The following is a 17546-nucleotide window of genomic DNA, read 5'->3' on the forward strand; positions in this document are numbered from 1 at the left end:
CTTCCTTGAGCCTGTACTTCATGAGCTAATGTCGGAAGTGGTGTACGGCGGTGTGGAGCGGAATCGGCGGGAGGCGGTGGCGATTGCAGGAGAATGTTGCTTTCCAAGGTAACGAACCCAGCAACCAATCCACCACCATGGCGAAACGTAATCGGGAAGCGAACGACAGTCAAGCAACGGAAACAGAATTCAAGGGGCCCGTCGGCCTGGACGAGTTGATCCAGCAAGGCGCGCGGCAGATTATCCAGCAAGCGATCGAGGCGGAATTGAAGGCATTGCTCGAGCAATATTCGAACGTGAAGACGCTGGACGGCCGGCGGGCGATCGTGCGCAACGGCTATCTGCCTGAGCGAGACGTTGTCACGGCAATCGGACCGGTAACGGTCCAGGTGCCGAAGGTCCGCGATCGCTCGGGCTCGGGGGTAAAGTTCAACTCGGAGATCGTGCCGCCCTACGTGCGCAAGTCGCCGCGTGTGTCGTCGGCGCTGCCGTGGCTGTATCTGCGCGGCGTCTCGACCGGCGACATGAGCGAAGCGCTCAGCGTATTGCTCGGCGACCAGGCGAAAGGCCTGTCGGCAAATACCGTCATTCGTCTCAAAGCGATCTGGGCGGACGAATTCGCGCAATGGAACAATCGGGACTTGTCGGCGGCCCGCTGGGTCTACTGGTGGGCCGACGGCATTCATACTGGGGCGCGCAGCGAGGATTCCGACGGGCAATGTCTGCTGGTGATCATCGGCGTGAAGCCAGACGGCAGCAAGGAACGCGTCGCGCTCGCCGACGGCTACCGCGAGTCGAAGGATTCGTGGGTCGAGCTACTGCTCGATCTGAAGGCTCGCGGTCTACAAGCCGGCCCACTGCTAGCCGTCGGCGACGGCGCGATGGGCTTGTGGGCGGCACTCGAGGAAGTGTTCCCGCAGACGCGGCACCAGCGCTGCTGGTTTCACAAGATCGGCAACGTGCTCAACGCGTTGCCGAAGTCGCAGCAGGGCAAGGCCAAGGCCGCGCTCGCGGAGATCTGGAACGCCGCGACGCGCGCCGATGCGATCGTCGCCTACGATCAGTTCGTCGCGACCTATACGGCCAAATATCCGAAAGCTGTCGAGAAGGTCACGAAGGATCGCGACGAGCTGCTCGCGTTTTATGTATTAGCCGGGACTTGATCTGACAGGTAGTCGGGCCGACAAAGAACGAGTCATCAATGGGGGATGAGTTTCTCCTTGGCGAGATCGAGCGAATCGAGGAAAGTGCGCATCGGCGTCTTGCCGTAACACCAGCGCCCCTGATGCTCTCGTTCATTGTTGTACTGGTCGAGCCACGCATCAAGGTCCGTCTGCAAGGTGGTGATCGAGTCGTAGATCTTCTTGCGGAAGACGATGCGATAGAACTCGTTGAGCATGGTCTTGTGCAGCCGTTCGACGATCCCGTTGGTTTGCGGCGACTTGGCCTTTGTTCGGGTGTGGTCGATGTCCTCCAAGGCCAGATACAGCTCGTATTCGTGATGCTCGGGGTTGCCGCAGTATTCGGTGCCGCGGTCTGTCAGCACGCGTAGCAGCGGAATGCCGAAGCCGTCGAAGAACGGGACAACGCGATCGTTGAGCAGGTCCGCCGCCGGCAAGGGTGTCTTGCGATCGTAGAGCTTGGCGAACGCAACCTTCGAGTAGGTATCGACGAAAGTTTGCTGGTAGACACGGCCGACGCCCTTGAGGCTGCCGACATAGAACGTATCCTGCGCGCCGCAGTAGCCCGGACATTCGGACTCGAATTCGCCGTGCACTTCCTTCTCGTGCTTGGCTCGTTCGAGCGCGACGAGCTGCGCCTCGGTCAGCACCAACCCCTCCTGGGCGGACTTGGCTTCCAAGGCCTTCAGGCGCTTCGGCATGGTCTCCAGATCGTGGCGCAACCAGATGCTACGGACGCCTTGGGGCGAGACGGACAGCGCATGCCGTTTGAGGACCTCGTTGGCGATACGCACCTGACCGTAGGCTGGCAATTCGAGGGCCAGTTCGACAACGGCGGCCTCGACCTGCGGATCCACGCGGTTCTTGAGCAGTGGCCGGTGGTGGGAAATCTCCTGCAGCGCAGCTTCACCGCCTCGATCGTACAGTTCCTTAAATCGGTAGAAGCTGTCGCGCGAGTAACCCATCACGCGACAGGCCTGGCTGACGTTGCCGAGCTGTCGGGCCAACTCGAGTATGCCGACCTTGGCACGAATTACCTTCTGCTCCTGAGTCATGGTGGACTCCTTGCTGTTCGCGGCGCGCATTGCCGCTACGGGCTACGCCCTTCGCGCCAATGCGCGCCAGCATGAAAAACCAACCACTGTCAGATTTAGTCTAGTCCACCGCACGTTTTACGACTTCCCGGCCGAGCACTGGCAGCATGTGCGCACGACGAATCCGATCGAGTCGACCTTCGCGACGGTCCGCCACCGCACGACCCGCACGCGAAACTGTCTGTCGCGCGCGACCTTCCTCGGCATGGCCTTCAAGCTCATCGAAGCAGCAGAGGAATCATGGCGCCGCATTCGCGGTGTCGACAAAATCGAACAGATCTTGAACGGCGTGCCCTTCAAGGACGGAACACCGGTGACCGAGAGCACACCGGCTCCTGCTCAACCGCTTGCCGCTTGATCATGCTGCTCGACTGTCGTACACCACATTTGACATTAGCTCGTACTTCATCATGTCGAACCTCATCTGATGATCGTTGATGTGTCGTCCAGGCACTGCGTCTCCCTTAACATGAAAGACTCAGTTCATACCCGATCGACCGCGACCACCGATAAGTCCCTCCAATGACGGGAGCCCCTCGACGTGATTGCCAACTCAGCATGCTTTCGACGCCACAATATTTCACCTACCTTTCTGGCACAACATATCAAATTTATGCCGAGCCCTACTCCCCCGTCTCCAATTTTTCGGGTTGCGATCGCGACAAAAACAAGGTTCTAGAAATACCCGTCAACTCACAGGCTCTCGAAACACCAATATGGTAATGTTGGATCAGCCAGGTCACCATAGAGCAGCGCGTGCTGACATCAAGATTTTGGTGTTGCAGAATCACCATTAAGATGTCTCGATCTTTTTCATATCGATTCAGCCGCTGGCGCATCACCGCGTTCTCTCGGCGCAAATCCTCGAGGCGTGAAACTGCTTCAAACGGCATGCCTCGGTAAAGATTACGCCATTCGTAGAGCGTCGACAGACTAATTTTCCACTGTGCACAGACAACATGGGCAGACTCCCCACGGTCCATCATTTGCAAAGCTTCGACGATATCAGCCGCGCCATGCTTGCGGTTACGCACGCTTGACGATTTCCATCGGATTTGACGCTTGCACCTTGGCCGCGCTTCGCTTCCGGCAACGTCTCATATGCATAGATAGCCAAGACAGTTAGGCCAAGTGGCCGGAACCAATCAGACGAGTCCGATGCAGAACATACGGAATGCGAACCCAGATGATCGTGATTCTTTGTTGTTTACGCACCCCATGAATCCCGTCTCAGTCGGCATTGCGATGTCAAGCGATTATAGCGAAGGAAGGCACCATTCCGATATGTAGGAATACTGATCTGTGACGTACCGTATCAGTTGACTTTTCAGCAGGAAGCCTGCCCGATGGAGGGTCCGCGAATCCGGACTGCAGTCGCTAGATGCCGGCATCCCCGCTCGCGAGCGCCTCCCCCGCGACCGTACCAAATGATGTTGGAACAAGTTCCACTGGTTCGCGGTTCACTTCTAGCAAATCAGTTTGCGCACGCCTCAGCAGAAATTCTGAGGCTCTGATGGCAGAGGGGGGATTGGGGGTGGGAGATGAGCGCCTCACCAACATCGAAAACTGACGACCATTGATCGCTCAATGCTTCAACCTACAGAATCTTATCGACGTGACATGGATCCGGCGGCTCGAACCCAAGAACATGTCCCTATAACGATTTTTTTGGCGAAACATTGCGAAACGGTCAATAGGAAAAAACACTCACGGTGTTCACGTTTCGTTGGCATACCATCCACCTTGTGACGACCACCGCGCCGAGAATCTTCTGGCGCAATGCCCCATCTGTGGGATCGGCTCCCGTCAGCTGGCGCTGAAGCTACACCGATCTGCATGCTTGCTATCGTCCAGAACGTCAATCCGTTTCGGACCGAGTCTGGGAGGACGCCCTCGCTAGCGCTTGACCCGCCCACCGTCAAGACCCGCCATCGCATACGCACGCGCCCAGAATTTTCTCGATTACGAAAAGGCATTGAGATTGGCGACAAGAATCAGGTTAAGCCGCTTATGCAAGAGAACGAATTGCAATCCCTCGCGGCTATCCCATACCACATTGTTCGGTTGACATGCAGCCTGAGCCTGCACAGACTTACCGATCGCAATTGGATATCAGCAAGCCACCAAGTCGCAGTTTTCGACACCCGATATTCTCGCAGACCAAGGTTGGTTGGCCGTGGCCACGGGTCCGATCTATCACTGGACCAGTTCCAGACCTCCGATTGATCGACGACTTGCACTCAATGCCCGTGGTGACGGCTCTTTGAGTAGACGCCTTCAAGGGACAAACATTCTGGCCAGGAATATCAATAGGGAAGCGTCGACTGACGGAGTTTCCGCCAAACTAAACGCGTCAATCCCGACGTCAATCGACATGGGAAATTGCGCGGGCAACGCTATCGCGATGTCCGTTTTTGGCGAGCTGGAGGAGAAAACATATGACGAATTGGGTCGACAAAAGCAGTTCCGCAACTGTCGAAGATGTCTGGAATTACATCAAAAATTTCTACCGTTAGATTTGACAGAAGATGAAGTTTCCCCTGCAACCCTCGGCACTACGTTACGCCAAAGTTGAGGAATCCCTCGAACACGAAACTTGACGAGGTGAGTAGAATTTGAGCGCACGATAAGATGCGTCGCTTTGTAACGCTCAGACACACCAGCCAAGTTACGGGCAGCGGTCGCTGCATCCGACTTCGGCATGAACGCGCCGCAGTCACGTTTCGTTTGTATTAGCCCAGACTTGATCTGACAGATAGTCTTGCAAGTTAATTCAAGGACTCCTGATATGGGATGAGTTTCTCCTTGGCCAGGTCAAGCAAAGCGCTGAAAAACCCAGCAATTGGCTGGACACCGTATCACATCACCGAATACGACACGCGCGCCGACATATCCGGTTGCGACCCGCCGAGCACTTCACAATCCGCCCTCTGTGACCGGCCCACCAGCGACGGATGCGCCATTGCTCACCTGCTTCGCAGTGTGTATCTTCTCCATGGGCTTCAGGCCAAGCACTCCTAGCAACGCACGAATCTGCATGAGCGCGTCACCCCACGTCAACATGCCCCCTCGCCAGCCTCGATCGCTGACCAACTTCCGACGAATTCAGCTTGCACCAACGGAGCAACAACCGCGGACTCGCACCATCCTGGCCCACCCATCCACCCCCGACTTCTGCAGCTCGAAGCCGCCTTGCGCCGCCACTATTTCGTACCATCGCATCTCGCAAACGTCCGCAATGAAATATGTGCGAATTGTGCGCGGCAAACTAAACAACGGGCGCAAGAATTCTCTTAATCTACATGGGGTCGACACGCACAGTGTCATGCCGATTCAGTTTGAGCACATGCAGCGTTTAGATGACCCTGGCTCGACATCACGTACAGCATCTCGTGCAGTGATACGCAGGACTTCGTAGCCGACGAAACTGCGATTGGTGTCGCCAGAACACCTTCTTGAACTTGTGCAGTGACGCTCGCACGCCAGCTCAGCTTCGACGTGCGGCGCGTTCGTTTTCACAAGTTACGGAATTGACGGAAGTCAAACCCTGGAAAGCCGAAGCGCGTCTTGTATCGTAGATCCACGGTGCAACTGTTCTCCCCGCTTACCTCGAAGTGCATGCTATCGTACTCCTCGCACAGCCCCTGCTTACCGCCCCCAAAGCAACCCGTCATGGCTCCGGTGGGCGTCGATCAGCACGACGAGATCGTCAGCGAAGCGGGCCAACTCGACGCTGGCAAGACTAGAACCGCTTGCACCGCACGGGAATCGTCAGTCACTCCACTAAAGAGCCCCCCCCCCCCCCCGAGACGAATAGCAACGGAAATAAGGGAGATTCTGATTTCGAACAGACCTGATGGTGGAACACGACCTGGAGTGGTCCGCCGAATCTCATGACACGAGAGGCATGCCGCATCGCGATAGTCATCTTCAAAGAAAAATCTCAAATTTACGCGCACGCTCCCACCACCCAATCGGCTCCTCTAGAATTACCGGAACCCGCCATCAAAGTCACTCATGGCATCGATGGACACCCACCATTTCGGCCACCGTTCAAGGTCCTGCCGCTGTCATACACAATACCCAAAACGACCGAATATCGCACTCCCACATCCCGCCAGTTGGGATGTCCACTGATTCGCTCGCCGCGATTTTTAGGTCTTCAACCGAGACTCCGCCGTCCGACCCGCCCCCTCAATATCACCTTACGGAATTGAAGAAATTGATTGCCTCATTATTTCGCCGCAAAAGCATCGAGTCCATGATAGCGGGAGCCGGCACCGCGCACACTCCCCGACTTCAAAAGGCCCTTGGTGCCCTCGACCTGACCTTTCTTGGCATCGGAGCGATCGTTGGGACCGGCATCTTTGTGCTCACCGGCATAGGCGCAGCTCAAGCCGGACCCGCCCTGATTGTATCGATCCTGATTGCCGCCGCGGCGTGCTGCCTGACTGCGCTCGCCTATGCCGAGTTTGCGTCGACGATTCCCGTTGCCGGCTCGATCTACACCTACTCCTATGCGACACTGGGAGAACTCCCGGCCTGGATAATTGGCTGGCAATTAATGCTCGAGTATGGCCTCGGCACATCCGCCGTTTCAGTTGGATGGTCCGGCTATTTGCAATCGCTGCTTGCCGGATGGGGACTGAGACTACCCACGCTACTCACAGCAGCACCAGGATCCATACCTCATGCTTTCACGCTCTTAAACTTGCCCGCGCTATTGATCATCATGATCATCGCCGCGCTCCTGTCGATCGGCGTTCGGGAATCAGCGCGAGTCAACGGATTAATGGTTGCCCTGAAGATAGCTGCCGTATTGATCGTGATCGGAGTCGGCGCCTTCCATGTCACGCCCGCCCATTGGCACCCATTCATGCCCCACGGTTCAAGCGGGGTCGTCGGGGCCGCTGCCATCATGTTCTTCGCATTCATCGGTTTCGATGCCGTTTCATCTGCGGCCGAAGAGGTCAAGCGCCCAGGGCGCGACCTACCCCTCGGCATCATTGGCTCACTTTTCGTTTGCGCTGCACTATACATTGCTGTTGCCGCAGTCGCCACCGGCATTGTGCCGTCTCAACAATTCGCCGGCATCGCCCACCCCGTCTCCTATGCGCTCCAAACCGTTGGGCAATTCCGCATTGCGAGTTTCATTGATCTGGGTGCGGTGATCGGCATGCTGACTGGCATGTTTGTCATGAGCTACGGTCAAACGCGCATTATCTTTGCCATGTCCCGCGATGGTTTGATGCCCCGCGTCTTTTCTCGCATCCATCCACGTTTTGCCACGCCGTATTTCACAACATGGAGCGTGGGCCTGTTCTTCGGGCTCGTGGCCGCCCTAGTCCCGCTCAATGTTTTAGCCGAACTCATTAACCTCGGCACCCTAAGCGCGTTCTCCATGGTTTCCATTGCCGTTCTGGTGCTACGCCACACGCACCCAACGCTGCCACGCGCCTTTCGTTGCCCCGGCACCCCAATCGTGCCATTCCTGGCGGTCGCATCTTGCGTATTTCTGATGGCCAATGTCGGGCGCATCACCTGGATCGCATTCACGCTCTGGCTGCTCTCCGGTTTGATCATTTATTTTAGTTATAGCCGAAAACGCTCCGCTTTGCAGTGCCGAACTGAAACATACAACTAGTCCGGCCTCGGGTCCAATGCGCGGAGCGATGAAACTTGCGCCTCCTTGTACGCGCCCCAATCACCTACGGCGGGTTTACACAAATTACACTTCCCGCCCCTCTTTATTTCGCCTCAACCGTGAACACGTCGCCAATGAGATAATTCTGCAATCAATCCCACCAACACATCCGACCTTGACAGAAATCGCCCCTCCAACGTAATCTTGATTCGTCATTTTCAATTACCTCAATTAACGAATGGCATTTTTGCAATTCATCAACAAGAGATACCATGGTTGAGCAAAATCAATTCGCCCTCAAAGAAGACGAAAAGCAAATCGACGTAAGTCAGGTGTCGAGCCAAGAACCGACGCTGACACTTAGCCCCTGCCTTTCCGACAAGGAATGGAAAGAATAAGTTCGCCCAAACCCCATTGAACAGGGCAAGCGCACGTAGTGGCGTCTGCGTACGGGCCCCACCAATTCGATTCGATGCGGCGGCACAATCAATGCTACGCATCAGCATTCATCTGATACGTCATCCGTCAGCACGGGGCGATCATTACAATGCCATCAAAAATATTCAACGAATATCCGACGACGATTCGCCAGATGGCGCGAGATATTCCCGTCGAAGCAGCGCAAACTTTCTTGAAAGAATCAGTGCCATTTTTCGACGCCCCAGACGGCATTATCGACCACGACCGTGTCGATCTCGGGAACCTGCAACGTCAAGTTATTTATAGCGTCGGCGACATCGGCAAGTTGAAGACCAGCGCCCCCGCGGACGCACTCCGACGCGTGAATCCCGAGATTCACGTCCAGGCATTTGCCGAACGCCTCGCTACCACCAGCGCTTCTCGTATCTGTTCGTCATTCGATATCTTGGTGGACGGCACCGATAGCTTCACCGCGCGTTACCTGATCAACGATACGGCTGTCGCCATCCATCGCCCCGTCGTCCAAGGAGCGGTTTTCCGATTCGAGGCCCATGTCGACCTGCTCAACTATCATGGCGGTCCCTGCTACCGCTGTTTGTATCCGGAGTCTCCCCCAACGGATATCGCCCCAACCTGCTCAGAAGCTGCCGTCATCGGTGTCGTGCCCGGTCTGATGGGTGTATTTCAGGCAGCCAAGATCATCAAGCTCATCTTGGGTATCGACACCAATGGCAATACGGCACTCGTCTATCACGCACTTGACGATCAATTCTACGAGCGAAAACTGCAGCGTCGCGCCTCCTGCGCATGCACAGGCATTCATCCGGCAATGCAAATTCATCCCGCCAGCGTTCATATGAAGCCGAACCACTGATGAAAGCACGCTCCACCTTAATCATCGACGACTTCTACGACGACCCCATCATCATTCGGAGTCTCGCCCTCAGTCTCAAGTTTCACCCCAAGGACAATGCCATGTACCCAGGCGCCGAAGCATGGACCGACCTTCGAGACTGGGAATCGGTACGTCAGGGCATCATGACCGAACTCGGTATGGGGAATCGCGAAACCCCAATCCCGGGTAGAAACTTCAAGCAAGGTAAATTCCGTCTCGCCTTGAAGGAATACGAATCGACCCGTCCCGATGCCGTTCATCATGATGCGCAACGTTACTCAGCAAGCGTTTATCTCACACCCAATCAGTATTGCACTGGCGGAATCGGACTTTATCAGTGCAAATTGAGTAGGCAGACCGTCATGAATCGCATCTGGCTGGCTTCACTCAGCGAGCGATTCAATATGGCAACCAACGATTCCGCCTTCCCCAATCTGGTCCACCGCTATTGTGCAGACTGGTCAAACTGGGAGCAAATCGGTGAACTGCCGATGCGATTCAATCGACTCATCATCTTGATGGCACGCTGCTTTCATGCCTCTACCGGAATTTTCGGCACTGAACCGGCAAGCGGCCGACTCACTCAGCATTTCGAAATTTATCTGTAAATGGCGAAGATTACCGTTACCCTGCCGAGTTCGATGATCAATGCCACATTACATTTTGAGGCAAGCGATCTGCAACAAGCATTTCAACACATTCGATCAATCGGCAATCAAACCTTCAATGTTCCGTCCCGGAAAAATGAAGTCGGGATACAGCCAAAATCCTTCGTCGCTCTTTTTGTGAACGATACCCATATTTTTGATATCAATGTCCACCTGCATGACGGTCATCAGGTAACATTTGCGACTGCCATTGCGGGAGGTTAACCATGGATGCATCAACCATCCAGCGCCTTTATCTGCGCGCGCTTTACACCGGAATCGCCGAACCTATTGGATCCGATGAGCAGAGGATTTTGCTTGCGCATATGGCTATCAAGCGCCTGCCTGTCGAGCAAGCTGCGCGAATACGCAACCTCCGAACTGTACTGCACAATGATATGCGGCTACTCAATCGGGTGCTGGACAAGGGCGAACTCCTGCCTTACGTCCGGGAATACGCCTGCTCGGACCTGTTCTGGATGCACCGTGGTCGCTCACTGATCGAAGATTTCTGCCTGCATTTCGTTCAATTTTCGAACGCTTCTCCCGTTTTCAAGCTGATCGCCCGCATCGAGGGCGTCTACTCTGGATTGTCCACCTCAGTTCGAAGCGATAGCCCATGGCCCACCCACGTCACGTCACATGACGGCGACGTGACCAGCGAGTGTTTCGCGGCGCCATTTGCCCTGTCCTTCGAAACCCTGTTCAACAAGCCATCCTCCTACCAGCCCCATGCGCGAGACGTCAACTGCGTCGTCCAGCGACATGAGCAAGCCATCCACGTCAAATTTCACAACGCCACGACATGCAAGCAATCGGCCTAGGTCTCGACTTCCAGCATCGCCACGGCTACGGCCAACCATTGGCCCCCCTGCTCGAATCGTTGACATCTCGTCTGTCCCATCTGTCAATTGTCGGACTGCTCACCTACTCCGAGGCGCGACAATTTCGGGGCATGACTTCGCTGCCGCTTGTGCATCACTTTACCGGCGTCGCACCGGCAGGCGCAGTCGGAATCAATCTGGACGCTTTGCATGCACAGTGTGCAATTAGTGATACACTCGACGCGGTCTGGTGCTTGGAAGACATTGGTATCTGGAATATCGGCCCCTACCACATCCCCTATTTTGCCCCACCCGTGCTGTGCCAGGCCGTACTGGATCAGACCGTCAGTGGCATAGCCACCATCCAGCATGAAAGCGCGATACCGTTCCTGGCTGGACTTCCGTCTTGCAGTTTCGTTGCGGGCGACTTGACGCTGGATGCATTTTTCAACCAACTGACCGATCGCACCGGTTGTGGCATCGTGCTCGATGTTAGCCATGTATTCTCTTATGCACGCTATTGCGCACGAGAGCCGTTCGATTTGCTCAACGCGCTCCCCCTTGAGCATGCCGTCGAAATCCGCGTGGCTGGCGGCAGTATCCATCCTCAGTATGCGTGGCGCTATCGCGACACTCACTCCGAACCTATCGCCGCACCCGTGCTGGCGCTACTTGACACGGCCATTGGCCGTTGCCCCAATCTTCGAGCAATCACCTATGAGATCGGCTCAGGCATTGCACCCGAGCTGGTCAGCGAGGAAATCACCCGGCTTCAGGAAATCGCCAATCGACATCGCTTTGTACCGCGCGTTACAACGGATAACTAAGCTATGCTCCCCTCGGGAATCCATGCCCACCTTCTCCACGAACCATTTTGATGGTACGGGATATTGCGTGGCGGCCTATGACAACACTCCTCGCAGCAACGTTCGCCGCTTCGACCAAATCGACGACATGGGCGAGCATGTCCGTTTGTTCCGCAATGGGCGCAGCCAGACTGCATCGATCCCACGCGATTTCGACCTCTCGGTCGCGGAAACCATCAGCCATCGGGATAACGGACGCTTGATCAGCGAACCCGTGCAAACCGCATCGTTGTCCGAGCTGTTCGCGCACTGGCCCCCATTGGACGAAGCTTTTCCCGAGATCGATTGCCTGCCGGCAGAACCGGTCGACATCAAATGACGCAGTTATATCTGCTTGCAACTGGAAGCGGCGCAGCCCCGCATTATAAAATGCGCCGCCCCGCTATCACCTTTGATATTATTCGAATTACTAAAACGAGAGAGCGATCTCACAATCGCCGCCGCCTCTTGACAACCCGCGAGGCCTGTCGATCCATATCTTCTTGACAAACCTCATTTTTTTCGTCAGCCGACATTCTTGCCTTCCTTGACCCGATCTCTTCGGCGTCACGAATGCATGCGTTGACACGAATATCATTCAACACCATTTGCGCATGCTGACACTCCCGAAAAAACTTGACCACCGAATTCCAGATACGCCGGACAACACCACATTTTGAACATCGCATCTCGCGCCCTCCATTAAATATCAAATTCCAATCTCCATACTACACATTTTCAGCACACACACCACCCCCATCACAAAAACCAGAATATTCTTGCTCCGCCACCAAAGCAACAGGGAAATAGTGAGATAACCACTACCTAACAGCCAATCAGATACGCAGAACTCAACGCATGCGCAATCGAATATAGCCAAACATTGTCAGAAACTGAAATACCCGAACATTACCGACATGAACAACCATATTTGTCGTCACGTGGCCCGGCACAACTATCATCGGCTGATGGAACCACTCGGCTATATCCCGCCCGTTGAGGCTGAGGCCAACGACTACAGGCAACTCAGTAATGCCTGTGCTCGAGAGGCGTGCAGCGAAAGTCGCACGCTCCGCTCTTCGAGGTCCCGCATTCGAGATGGCGCGGGGCTATCCGCTCAACATAGATGGGATCGCCCCCTCGTTCTGACCATCCAACGATATGTCGTCATATCAGTCCAAGGGACTTGGCGCGGCACAATCTTCCCCTTCAGTAAACGATGCCCTTTCTATCAGGGGAGCAACGCGTCTGAGGATCTGTCGCGCCACATCTACAACCCGCCGGGACAGCAATTCCATACTGGGAGATTGAACTTTCCACGCGTGCCAGTAGAGGTTAACATCGAAGGGATTATTTGGGGCAAGATCAATCAGCCCCTGTTCGGCGAGTGATTGACTGCCAAAACCAAGTTCCGGCACCATCGCATAACCTAGGCCGCTGCGTACTGCGGCGAAGTGCGCATGCGTTCCTGGCACATAGTGACAAGGATAAGCCCCGTCGGGCAAACCCAGTTTCTTGAGGAGAATTGCCGACTGCAGCATGTCTCGACGCGAGTATGCAACGACCGGCGCACGCCGAGCATCGTCACGACACAGCCCGTTGGGAAACCATTTCTCAGCAAATTGGCGAGTGGCGATCAACCGATAGCGCATCGCCCCAAGCGCCGCAGCAAAACAGCCGCGCATCGGCGCTTCCTCCGACGTGACGCATCCGACCGCCATACCACTTTCCAATAGACTAAAAGTATGGTCCTGATCATCGACGATCAGCTCAAACAGTAATCGATCGCTGGTAAGAATTGAGGACAAAGCGGGCAAAAACCACGTGCCGAGACTGTCGGAATTGACCGCAATAATCACCGACACCGGCAATGGCCGTCCGGTAGAAAGTTCTGCTTGCAAGTCTGCTTGCAAAAGCAGGAGACGATTGAGGTGCTGGAGCACCCGCTGACCGAGCCCGGTCGCTCGACAGGGACGGGTGCGCAAGACCAATGGAGCCCCAAGTGATGCTTCAAGCGCGCGCACACGCTGCGTGACAGCTGACGGAGTAATATGCAGCCGCATCGCCGCCTTCTCAAAACTGCCTGCTTCTATCACAGCTCGAAAGGCCGCACTTTGCTTCGGGTCGAGATCCATAGAACAGTTCCGTCAAGAAGACGCAATTATTTTAATCCTGGCTTACCCATATGGGTAAGCCAGCCCCCTCTATTCATCGTGCATCGCAGCCTGGAAGGCACGAAATCCCCGATTCGGATAAAACGCGGTTCCAAAGGGATCTGCACTTATTGGCGGCCTACCGTGGTGTACTACCATACCCGGCGCTCACTCACCAACGGGTATAACCGGTAGCGGCGAATCCAGACGCGAGGATTCGGATCATGCGATCAACCGCACACCCGCGCATTGCACTAGGCACGAATGTCATCAGACACCTTACCGACTAGCGCGTCACTCGACGTGCCCCACGCGCTCCCCCAAAGCCGTCGGCCAGCCACACAAAGCATAGACCCCGCGCGTAACATGCGCCAAAATCGGCGTCGTCGTCATAGTTGCGGCAATTGCGTCAAACCGGACATGACCTTCGCTCACCAGCCAATTGACCAACTCGGCGCGACCAGCAACGCCGCCACGATCCCTGGAAACTTCCCAGATTTTGCGCTCCGTTGCCGAGAGGGATTGCAGCAGGTCACATGGCTCCTTGGCCTGATAGCGATTGTGCTGCATTCGATGCAGCCATGGTAACCGCGCCAAGACCGCCTCGATTATCGAAACCGGGGGTAGCGTTCGCGTTCCGAACTGGTAATGACGTAGCCTCCACGCACTTTTCTTCGCATATCGTCGCATACCCCGCAAAACGTCCTCGCCACTGAGCGGCATCACCGCTACGGCAAACATTTTTTCAGCCACTAGCACGGCCATATTCGTGCACCCCGATGCCTCGCGAATCCAAAACCACTCATGAGCAGCGTCCAACCATTCAAATCCTTTGGTCAATTCGATCCGCTTACGCAATACCGCCACCTCAGAAGCACATTCCGAATGAAGTTGTGTCATCATGGTCGGCATATGAACCGCCCCCGCCGTGCGAATCATCCGCTGAATCTGCCGCGACACTGCTTGACCAGTCGATGCAAGGTCACCTTGCGAACTACGCAGCGCCATAACCAGGCTCCCCTGCGAAGCATTGGTTGGCTTGCTGATCCGCAAAAAGGGATCGGCCAGAATATCACGCGCGAACCGATGGGCATCGACAAGGCTAAGCATCGCGCCTAACGATGGCTTGAGCGCCAAGTCGAGCGTCTCGAGTGTATCTGGAACGAACGACAGACACGTTTCGCGCAACGCCACAATAGCCGGAATATCAAAATGGCATCGCCGTGCCCGCAGGAGCATTTGATGCAAGATTTGGCGGACTCTCTCACGCGTCAGACCGACGTGAATTCCAATCATTGCAAGCGTCGAATTCGCGTGACCGCATACACCGAAGCGCCGCGCAAAGATTTCCGCATCACGCCTGGCCCACCTCCGCTCCGCGGCCCCGCAGCCGTTAGAAACGAGGTAATGTGCGACGCCCCAAATCACATCAGCAACGGTTTGCCCATCGATTCTTTTAGAAGGTACCGAGAGGATGCTTTGAAAGGGTTGAATGCCGGGAGGCATCAGCTCACCTTGAGACAGGTCAAGGCAGCGCTCCCACTGCGTTAGCACGTTACCGCACAGTTGTTGAGGCAAATGCCCCCGCTCCCATCGCATCAACGACGCAGCCGATACACCAATGTTCTCCGCCACCTCAACAATGGTCAGACCTAACGTCTCGCGGCGTCGCATCGCACGGGTACCGCATTCTCGCAGCCATTCCAAAGGCATACGGACGCGAAGCGGCATAACTGACCCACCACGCGCAATACTTTCCCCCTGAACAATTTCGCTCATCTCTCCCCCCCCCTGACATTGCTTTGCTCGCTGACCACCCACCCAACTCAATCGGCGATTCATGTCTCTTGCGATCACTACGCCCGCCGGAATCCTGTTGCATCGCTACGACGCATCAGCCCGCTTCGCAAACGATTGCGCAATACGTTCGATTACTGCAAGTTACCGTCATGCCCCTGAGCTTCTCAAAACTTGAGCTAATGTCAAATGTGGTGTACGACAGTCGAGCAGCATGATCAAGCGGCAAGCGGTTGAGCAGGAGCCGGTGTGCTCTCGGTCACCGGTGTTCCGTCCTTGAAGGGCACGCCGTTCAAGATCTGTTCGATTTTGTCGACACCGCGAATGCGGCGCCATGATTCCTCTGCTGCTTCGATGAGCTTGAAGGCCATGCCGAGGAAGGTCGCGCGCGACAGACAGTTTCGCGTGCGGGTCGTGCGGTGGCGGACCGTCGCGAAGGTCGACTCGATCGGATTCGTCGTGCGCACATGCTGCCAGTGCTCGGCCGGGAAGTCGTAAAACGCGAGCAGCTCGTCGCGATCCTTCGTGACCTTCTCGACAGCTTTCGGATATTTGGCCGTATAGGTCGCGACGAACTGATCGTAGGCGACGATCGCATCGGCGCGCGTCGCGGCGTTCCAGATCTCCGCGAGCGCGGCCTTGGCCTTGCCCTGCTGCGACTTCGGCAACGCGTTGAGCACGTTGCCGATCTTGTGAAACCAGCAGCGCTGGTGCCGCGTCTGCGGGAACACTTCCTCGAGTGCCGCCCACAAGCCCATCGCGCCGTCGCCGACGGCTAGCAGTGGGCCGGCTTGTAGACCGCGAGCCTTCAGATCGAGCAGTAGCTCGACCCACGAATCCTTCGACTCGCGGTAGCCGTCGGCGAGCGCGACGCGTTCCTTGCTGCCGTCTGGCTTCACGCCGATGATCACCAGCAGACATTGCCCGTCGGAATCCTCGCTGCGCGCCCCAGTATGAATGCCGTCGGCCCACCAGTAGACCCAGCGGGCCGCCGACAAGTCCCGATTGTTCCATTGCGCGAATTCGTCCGCCCAGATCGCTTTGAGACGAATGACGGTATTTGCCGACAGGCCTTTCGCCTGGTCGCCGAGCAATACGCTGAGCGCTTCGCTCATGTCGCCGGTCGAGACGCCGCGCAGATACAGCCACGGCAGCGCCGACGACACACGCGGCGACTTGCGCACGTAGGGCGGCACGATCTCCGAGTTGAACTTTACCCCCGAGCCCGAGCGATCGCGGACCTTCGGCACCTGGACCGTTACCGGTCCGATTGCCGTGACAACGTCTCGCTCAGGCAGATAGCCGTTGCGCACGATCGCCCGCCGGCCGTCCAGCGTCTTCACGTTCGAATATTGCTCGAGCAATGCCTTCAATTCCGCCTCGATCGCTTGCTGGATAATCTGCCGCGCGCCTTGCTGGATCAACTCGTCCAGGCCGACGGGCCCCTTGAATTCTGTTTCCGTTGCTTGACTGTCGTTCGCTTCCCGATTACGTTTCGCCATGGTGGTGGATTGGTTGCTGGGTTCGTTACCTTGGAAAGCAACATTCTCCTGCAATCGCCACCGCCTCCCGCCGATTCCGCTCCACACCGCCGTACACCACTTCCGACATTAGCTCTCAAAACTTTGCGGCTGCGCCAATCCGGCATAAGTGCCAGCAAAACACTGAAGGCTAGCAAAACGTCGCTCCATCGAATCGCACGATGTCGAGCGCCCCATCTCGATATCCGAAACACACCAAGGGAAATACATCGATCCGACAGCCCAATTCCCCCATGAGCTTCACTCACCCGTAGACGCCTTCCATTCCTTGCTCGCCACCGCAGACACTCACGACCTCGGCCAGGCAATACAATTGCCGTCAACTCATTTTTTTGGCTAGATAGCACACGCATCGAAGCTTACTGACTTATACTGACTGGGATTGAACCTTTGCGATCACACAATTTTGTCTTACGACACTCATCCGATCTGAAAAAGCACTGGAATCAACACTTCACGCCACCTGGAACGCGCATCTCACCTCGCACAATCAGATGCCAGATCA

Annotated in this window: 13 protein-coding genes and 3 pseudogenes; 10 read left to right on the top strand and 6 right to left on the bottom strand. The window is 56.0% G+C overall.

Annotated elements, in window-relative coordinates; genetic code table 11:
* Positions 1-137 precede the first annotated feature (137 nt).
* A pseudogene (locus tag FPJ27_RS15275) lies at positions 138-1145 on the top strand (IS256 family transposase); the annotation flags it as partial.
* Positions 1146-1198: 53 nt separating this feature from the next.
* Here the strand turns inward: FPJ27_RS15275 and FPJ27_RS15280 are convergent.
* Positions 1199-2236 (bottom strand): IS481 family transposase, encoded by a 1038-nt coding sequence (locus tag FPJ27_RS15280; RefSeq protein WP_048985688.1) that lies wholly within the window; start codon positions 2234-2236, stop codon positions 1199-1201.
* Between the two features lie 115 nt (positions 2237-2351).
* Between FPJ27_RS15280 and FPJ27_RS15285 the strand changes: the two are divergent.
* A pseudogene (locus tag FPJ27_RS15285) lies at positions 2352-2633 on the top strand (transposase); the annotation flags it as partial.
* A 265-nt stretch (positions 2634-2898) separates the two neighbouring features.
* Here FPJ27_RS15285 and FPJ27_RS15290 read toward each other — a convergent pair.
* Positions 2899-3309, bottom strand: a complete 411-nt coding sequence (locus FPJ27_RS15290; protein WP_204421687.1) for a transposase — start codon at positions 3307-3309, stop codon at positions 2899-2901.
* Between the two features lie 1526 nt (positions 3310-4835).
* Positions 4836-4999, bottom strand: a pseudogene (locus tag FPJ27_RS36540) (IS3 family transposase); the annotation flags it as partial.
* Positions 5000-6536: 1537 nt separating this feature from the next.
* Here FPJ27_RS36540 and FPJ27_RS15295 point away from each other — a divergent pair.
* The 8 genes from FPJ27_RS15295 (at position 6537) to FPJ27_RS15325 (ending at position 11890) form a co-directional block, all read left to right on the top strand.
* On the top strand, positions 6537-7919 hold the full coding sequence (locus tag FPJ27_RS15295; RefSeq protein WP_275557393.1) for an amino acid permease: 1383 nt from the start codon (positions 6537-6539) through the stop codon (positions 7917-7919).
* A 272-nt stretch (positions 7920-8191) separates the two neighbouring features.
* Positions 8192-8317 (top strand): hypothetical protein, encoded by a 126-nt coding sequence (locus FPJ27_RS36820; RefSeq protein ID WP_275557386.1) that lies wholly within the window; start codon positions 8192-8194, stop codon positions 8315-8317.
* Between the two features lie 149 nt (positions 8318-8466).
* The gene (locus FPJ27_RS15300) at positions 8467-9213 is read left to right on the top strand and encodes a ThiF family adenylyltransferase (protein ID WP_204421688.1); all 747 of its coding nucleotides are present in this window, start codon (positions 8467-8469) and stop codon (positions 9211-9213) included.
* The gene (locus tag FPJ27_RS15305) at positions 9213-9842 is read left to right on the top strand and encodes a DUF6445 family protein (protein ID WP_204421689.1); all 630 of its coding nucleotides are present in this window, start codon (positions 9213-9215) and stop codon (positions 9840-9842) included. The genes FPJ27_RS15300 and FPJ27_RS15305 overlap by 1 nt, the downstream gene beginning before the upstream one ends.
* The gene (locus tag FPJ27_RS15310; protein WP_204421690.1) at positions 9843-10106 is read left to right on the top strand and encodes a MoaD/ThiS family protein; all 264 of its coding nucleotides are present in this window, start codon (positions 9843-9845) and stop codon (positions 10104-10106) included.
* Between the two features lie 2 nt (positions 10107-10108).
* Entirely contained in the window at positions 10109-10705 is a 597-nt protein-coding gene (locus FPJ27_RS15315; RefSeq protein WP_204421691.1) for a hypothetical protein, read from the top strand.
* Complete coding sequence (locus FPJ27_RS15320; RefSeq protein WP_204421692.1) at positions 10687-11532, top strand: DUF692 family multinuclear iron-containing protein; 846 nt, start codon at positions 10687-10689, stop codon at positions 11530-11532. Before FPJ27_RS15315 ends, FPJ27_RS15320 begins: the two co-directional genes overlap by 19 nt.
* A gap of 22 nt (positions 11533-11554) precedes the next feature.
* The gene (locus tag FPJ27_RS15325) at positions 11555-11890 is read left to right on the top strand and encodes a hypothetical protein (protein WP_239483210.1); all 336 of its coding nucleotides are present in this window, start codon (positions 11555-11557) and stop codon (positions 11888-11890) included.
* An 832-nt stretch (positions 11891-12722) separates the two neighbouring features.
* On the opposite strand, the gene argP is transcribed toward FPJ27_RS15325, so the two are convergent.
* The 3 genes from argP to FPJ27_RS15340 form a co-directional block, all read right to left on the bottom strand.
* Complete coding sequence (gene argP, locus FPJ27_RS15330; RefSeq protein WP_204421693.1) at positions 12723-13685, bottom strand: HTH-type transcriptional regulator ArgP; 963 nt, start codon at positions 13683-13685, stop codon at positions 12723-12725.
* Between the two features lie 312 nt (positions 13686-13997).
* The gene (locus tag FPJ27_RS15335; protein WP_239483211.1) at positions 13998-15482 is read right to left on the bottom strand and encodes a helix-turn-helix transcriptional regulator; all 1485 of its coding nucleotides are present in this window, start codon (positions 15480-15482) and stop codon (positions 13998-14000) included.
* A gap of 236 nt (positions 15483-15718) precedes the next feature.
* Positions 15719-17002 (bottom strand): IS256 family transposase, encoded by a 1284-nt coding sequence (locus tag FPJ27_RS15340; RefSeq protein WP_204420906.1) that lies wholly within the window; start codon positions 17000-17002, stop codon positions 15719-15721.
* Positions 17003-17546: the final 544 nt, after the last annotated feature.

It is taken from the genome of Burkholderia sp. MS455, from assembly GCF_016899445.1.
Taxonomy (GTDB): Bacteria; Pseudomonadota; Gammaproteobacteria; order Burkholderiales; family Burkholderiaceae; genus Burkholderia; species Burkholderia pyrrocinia_C.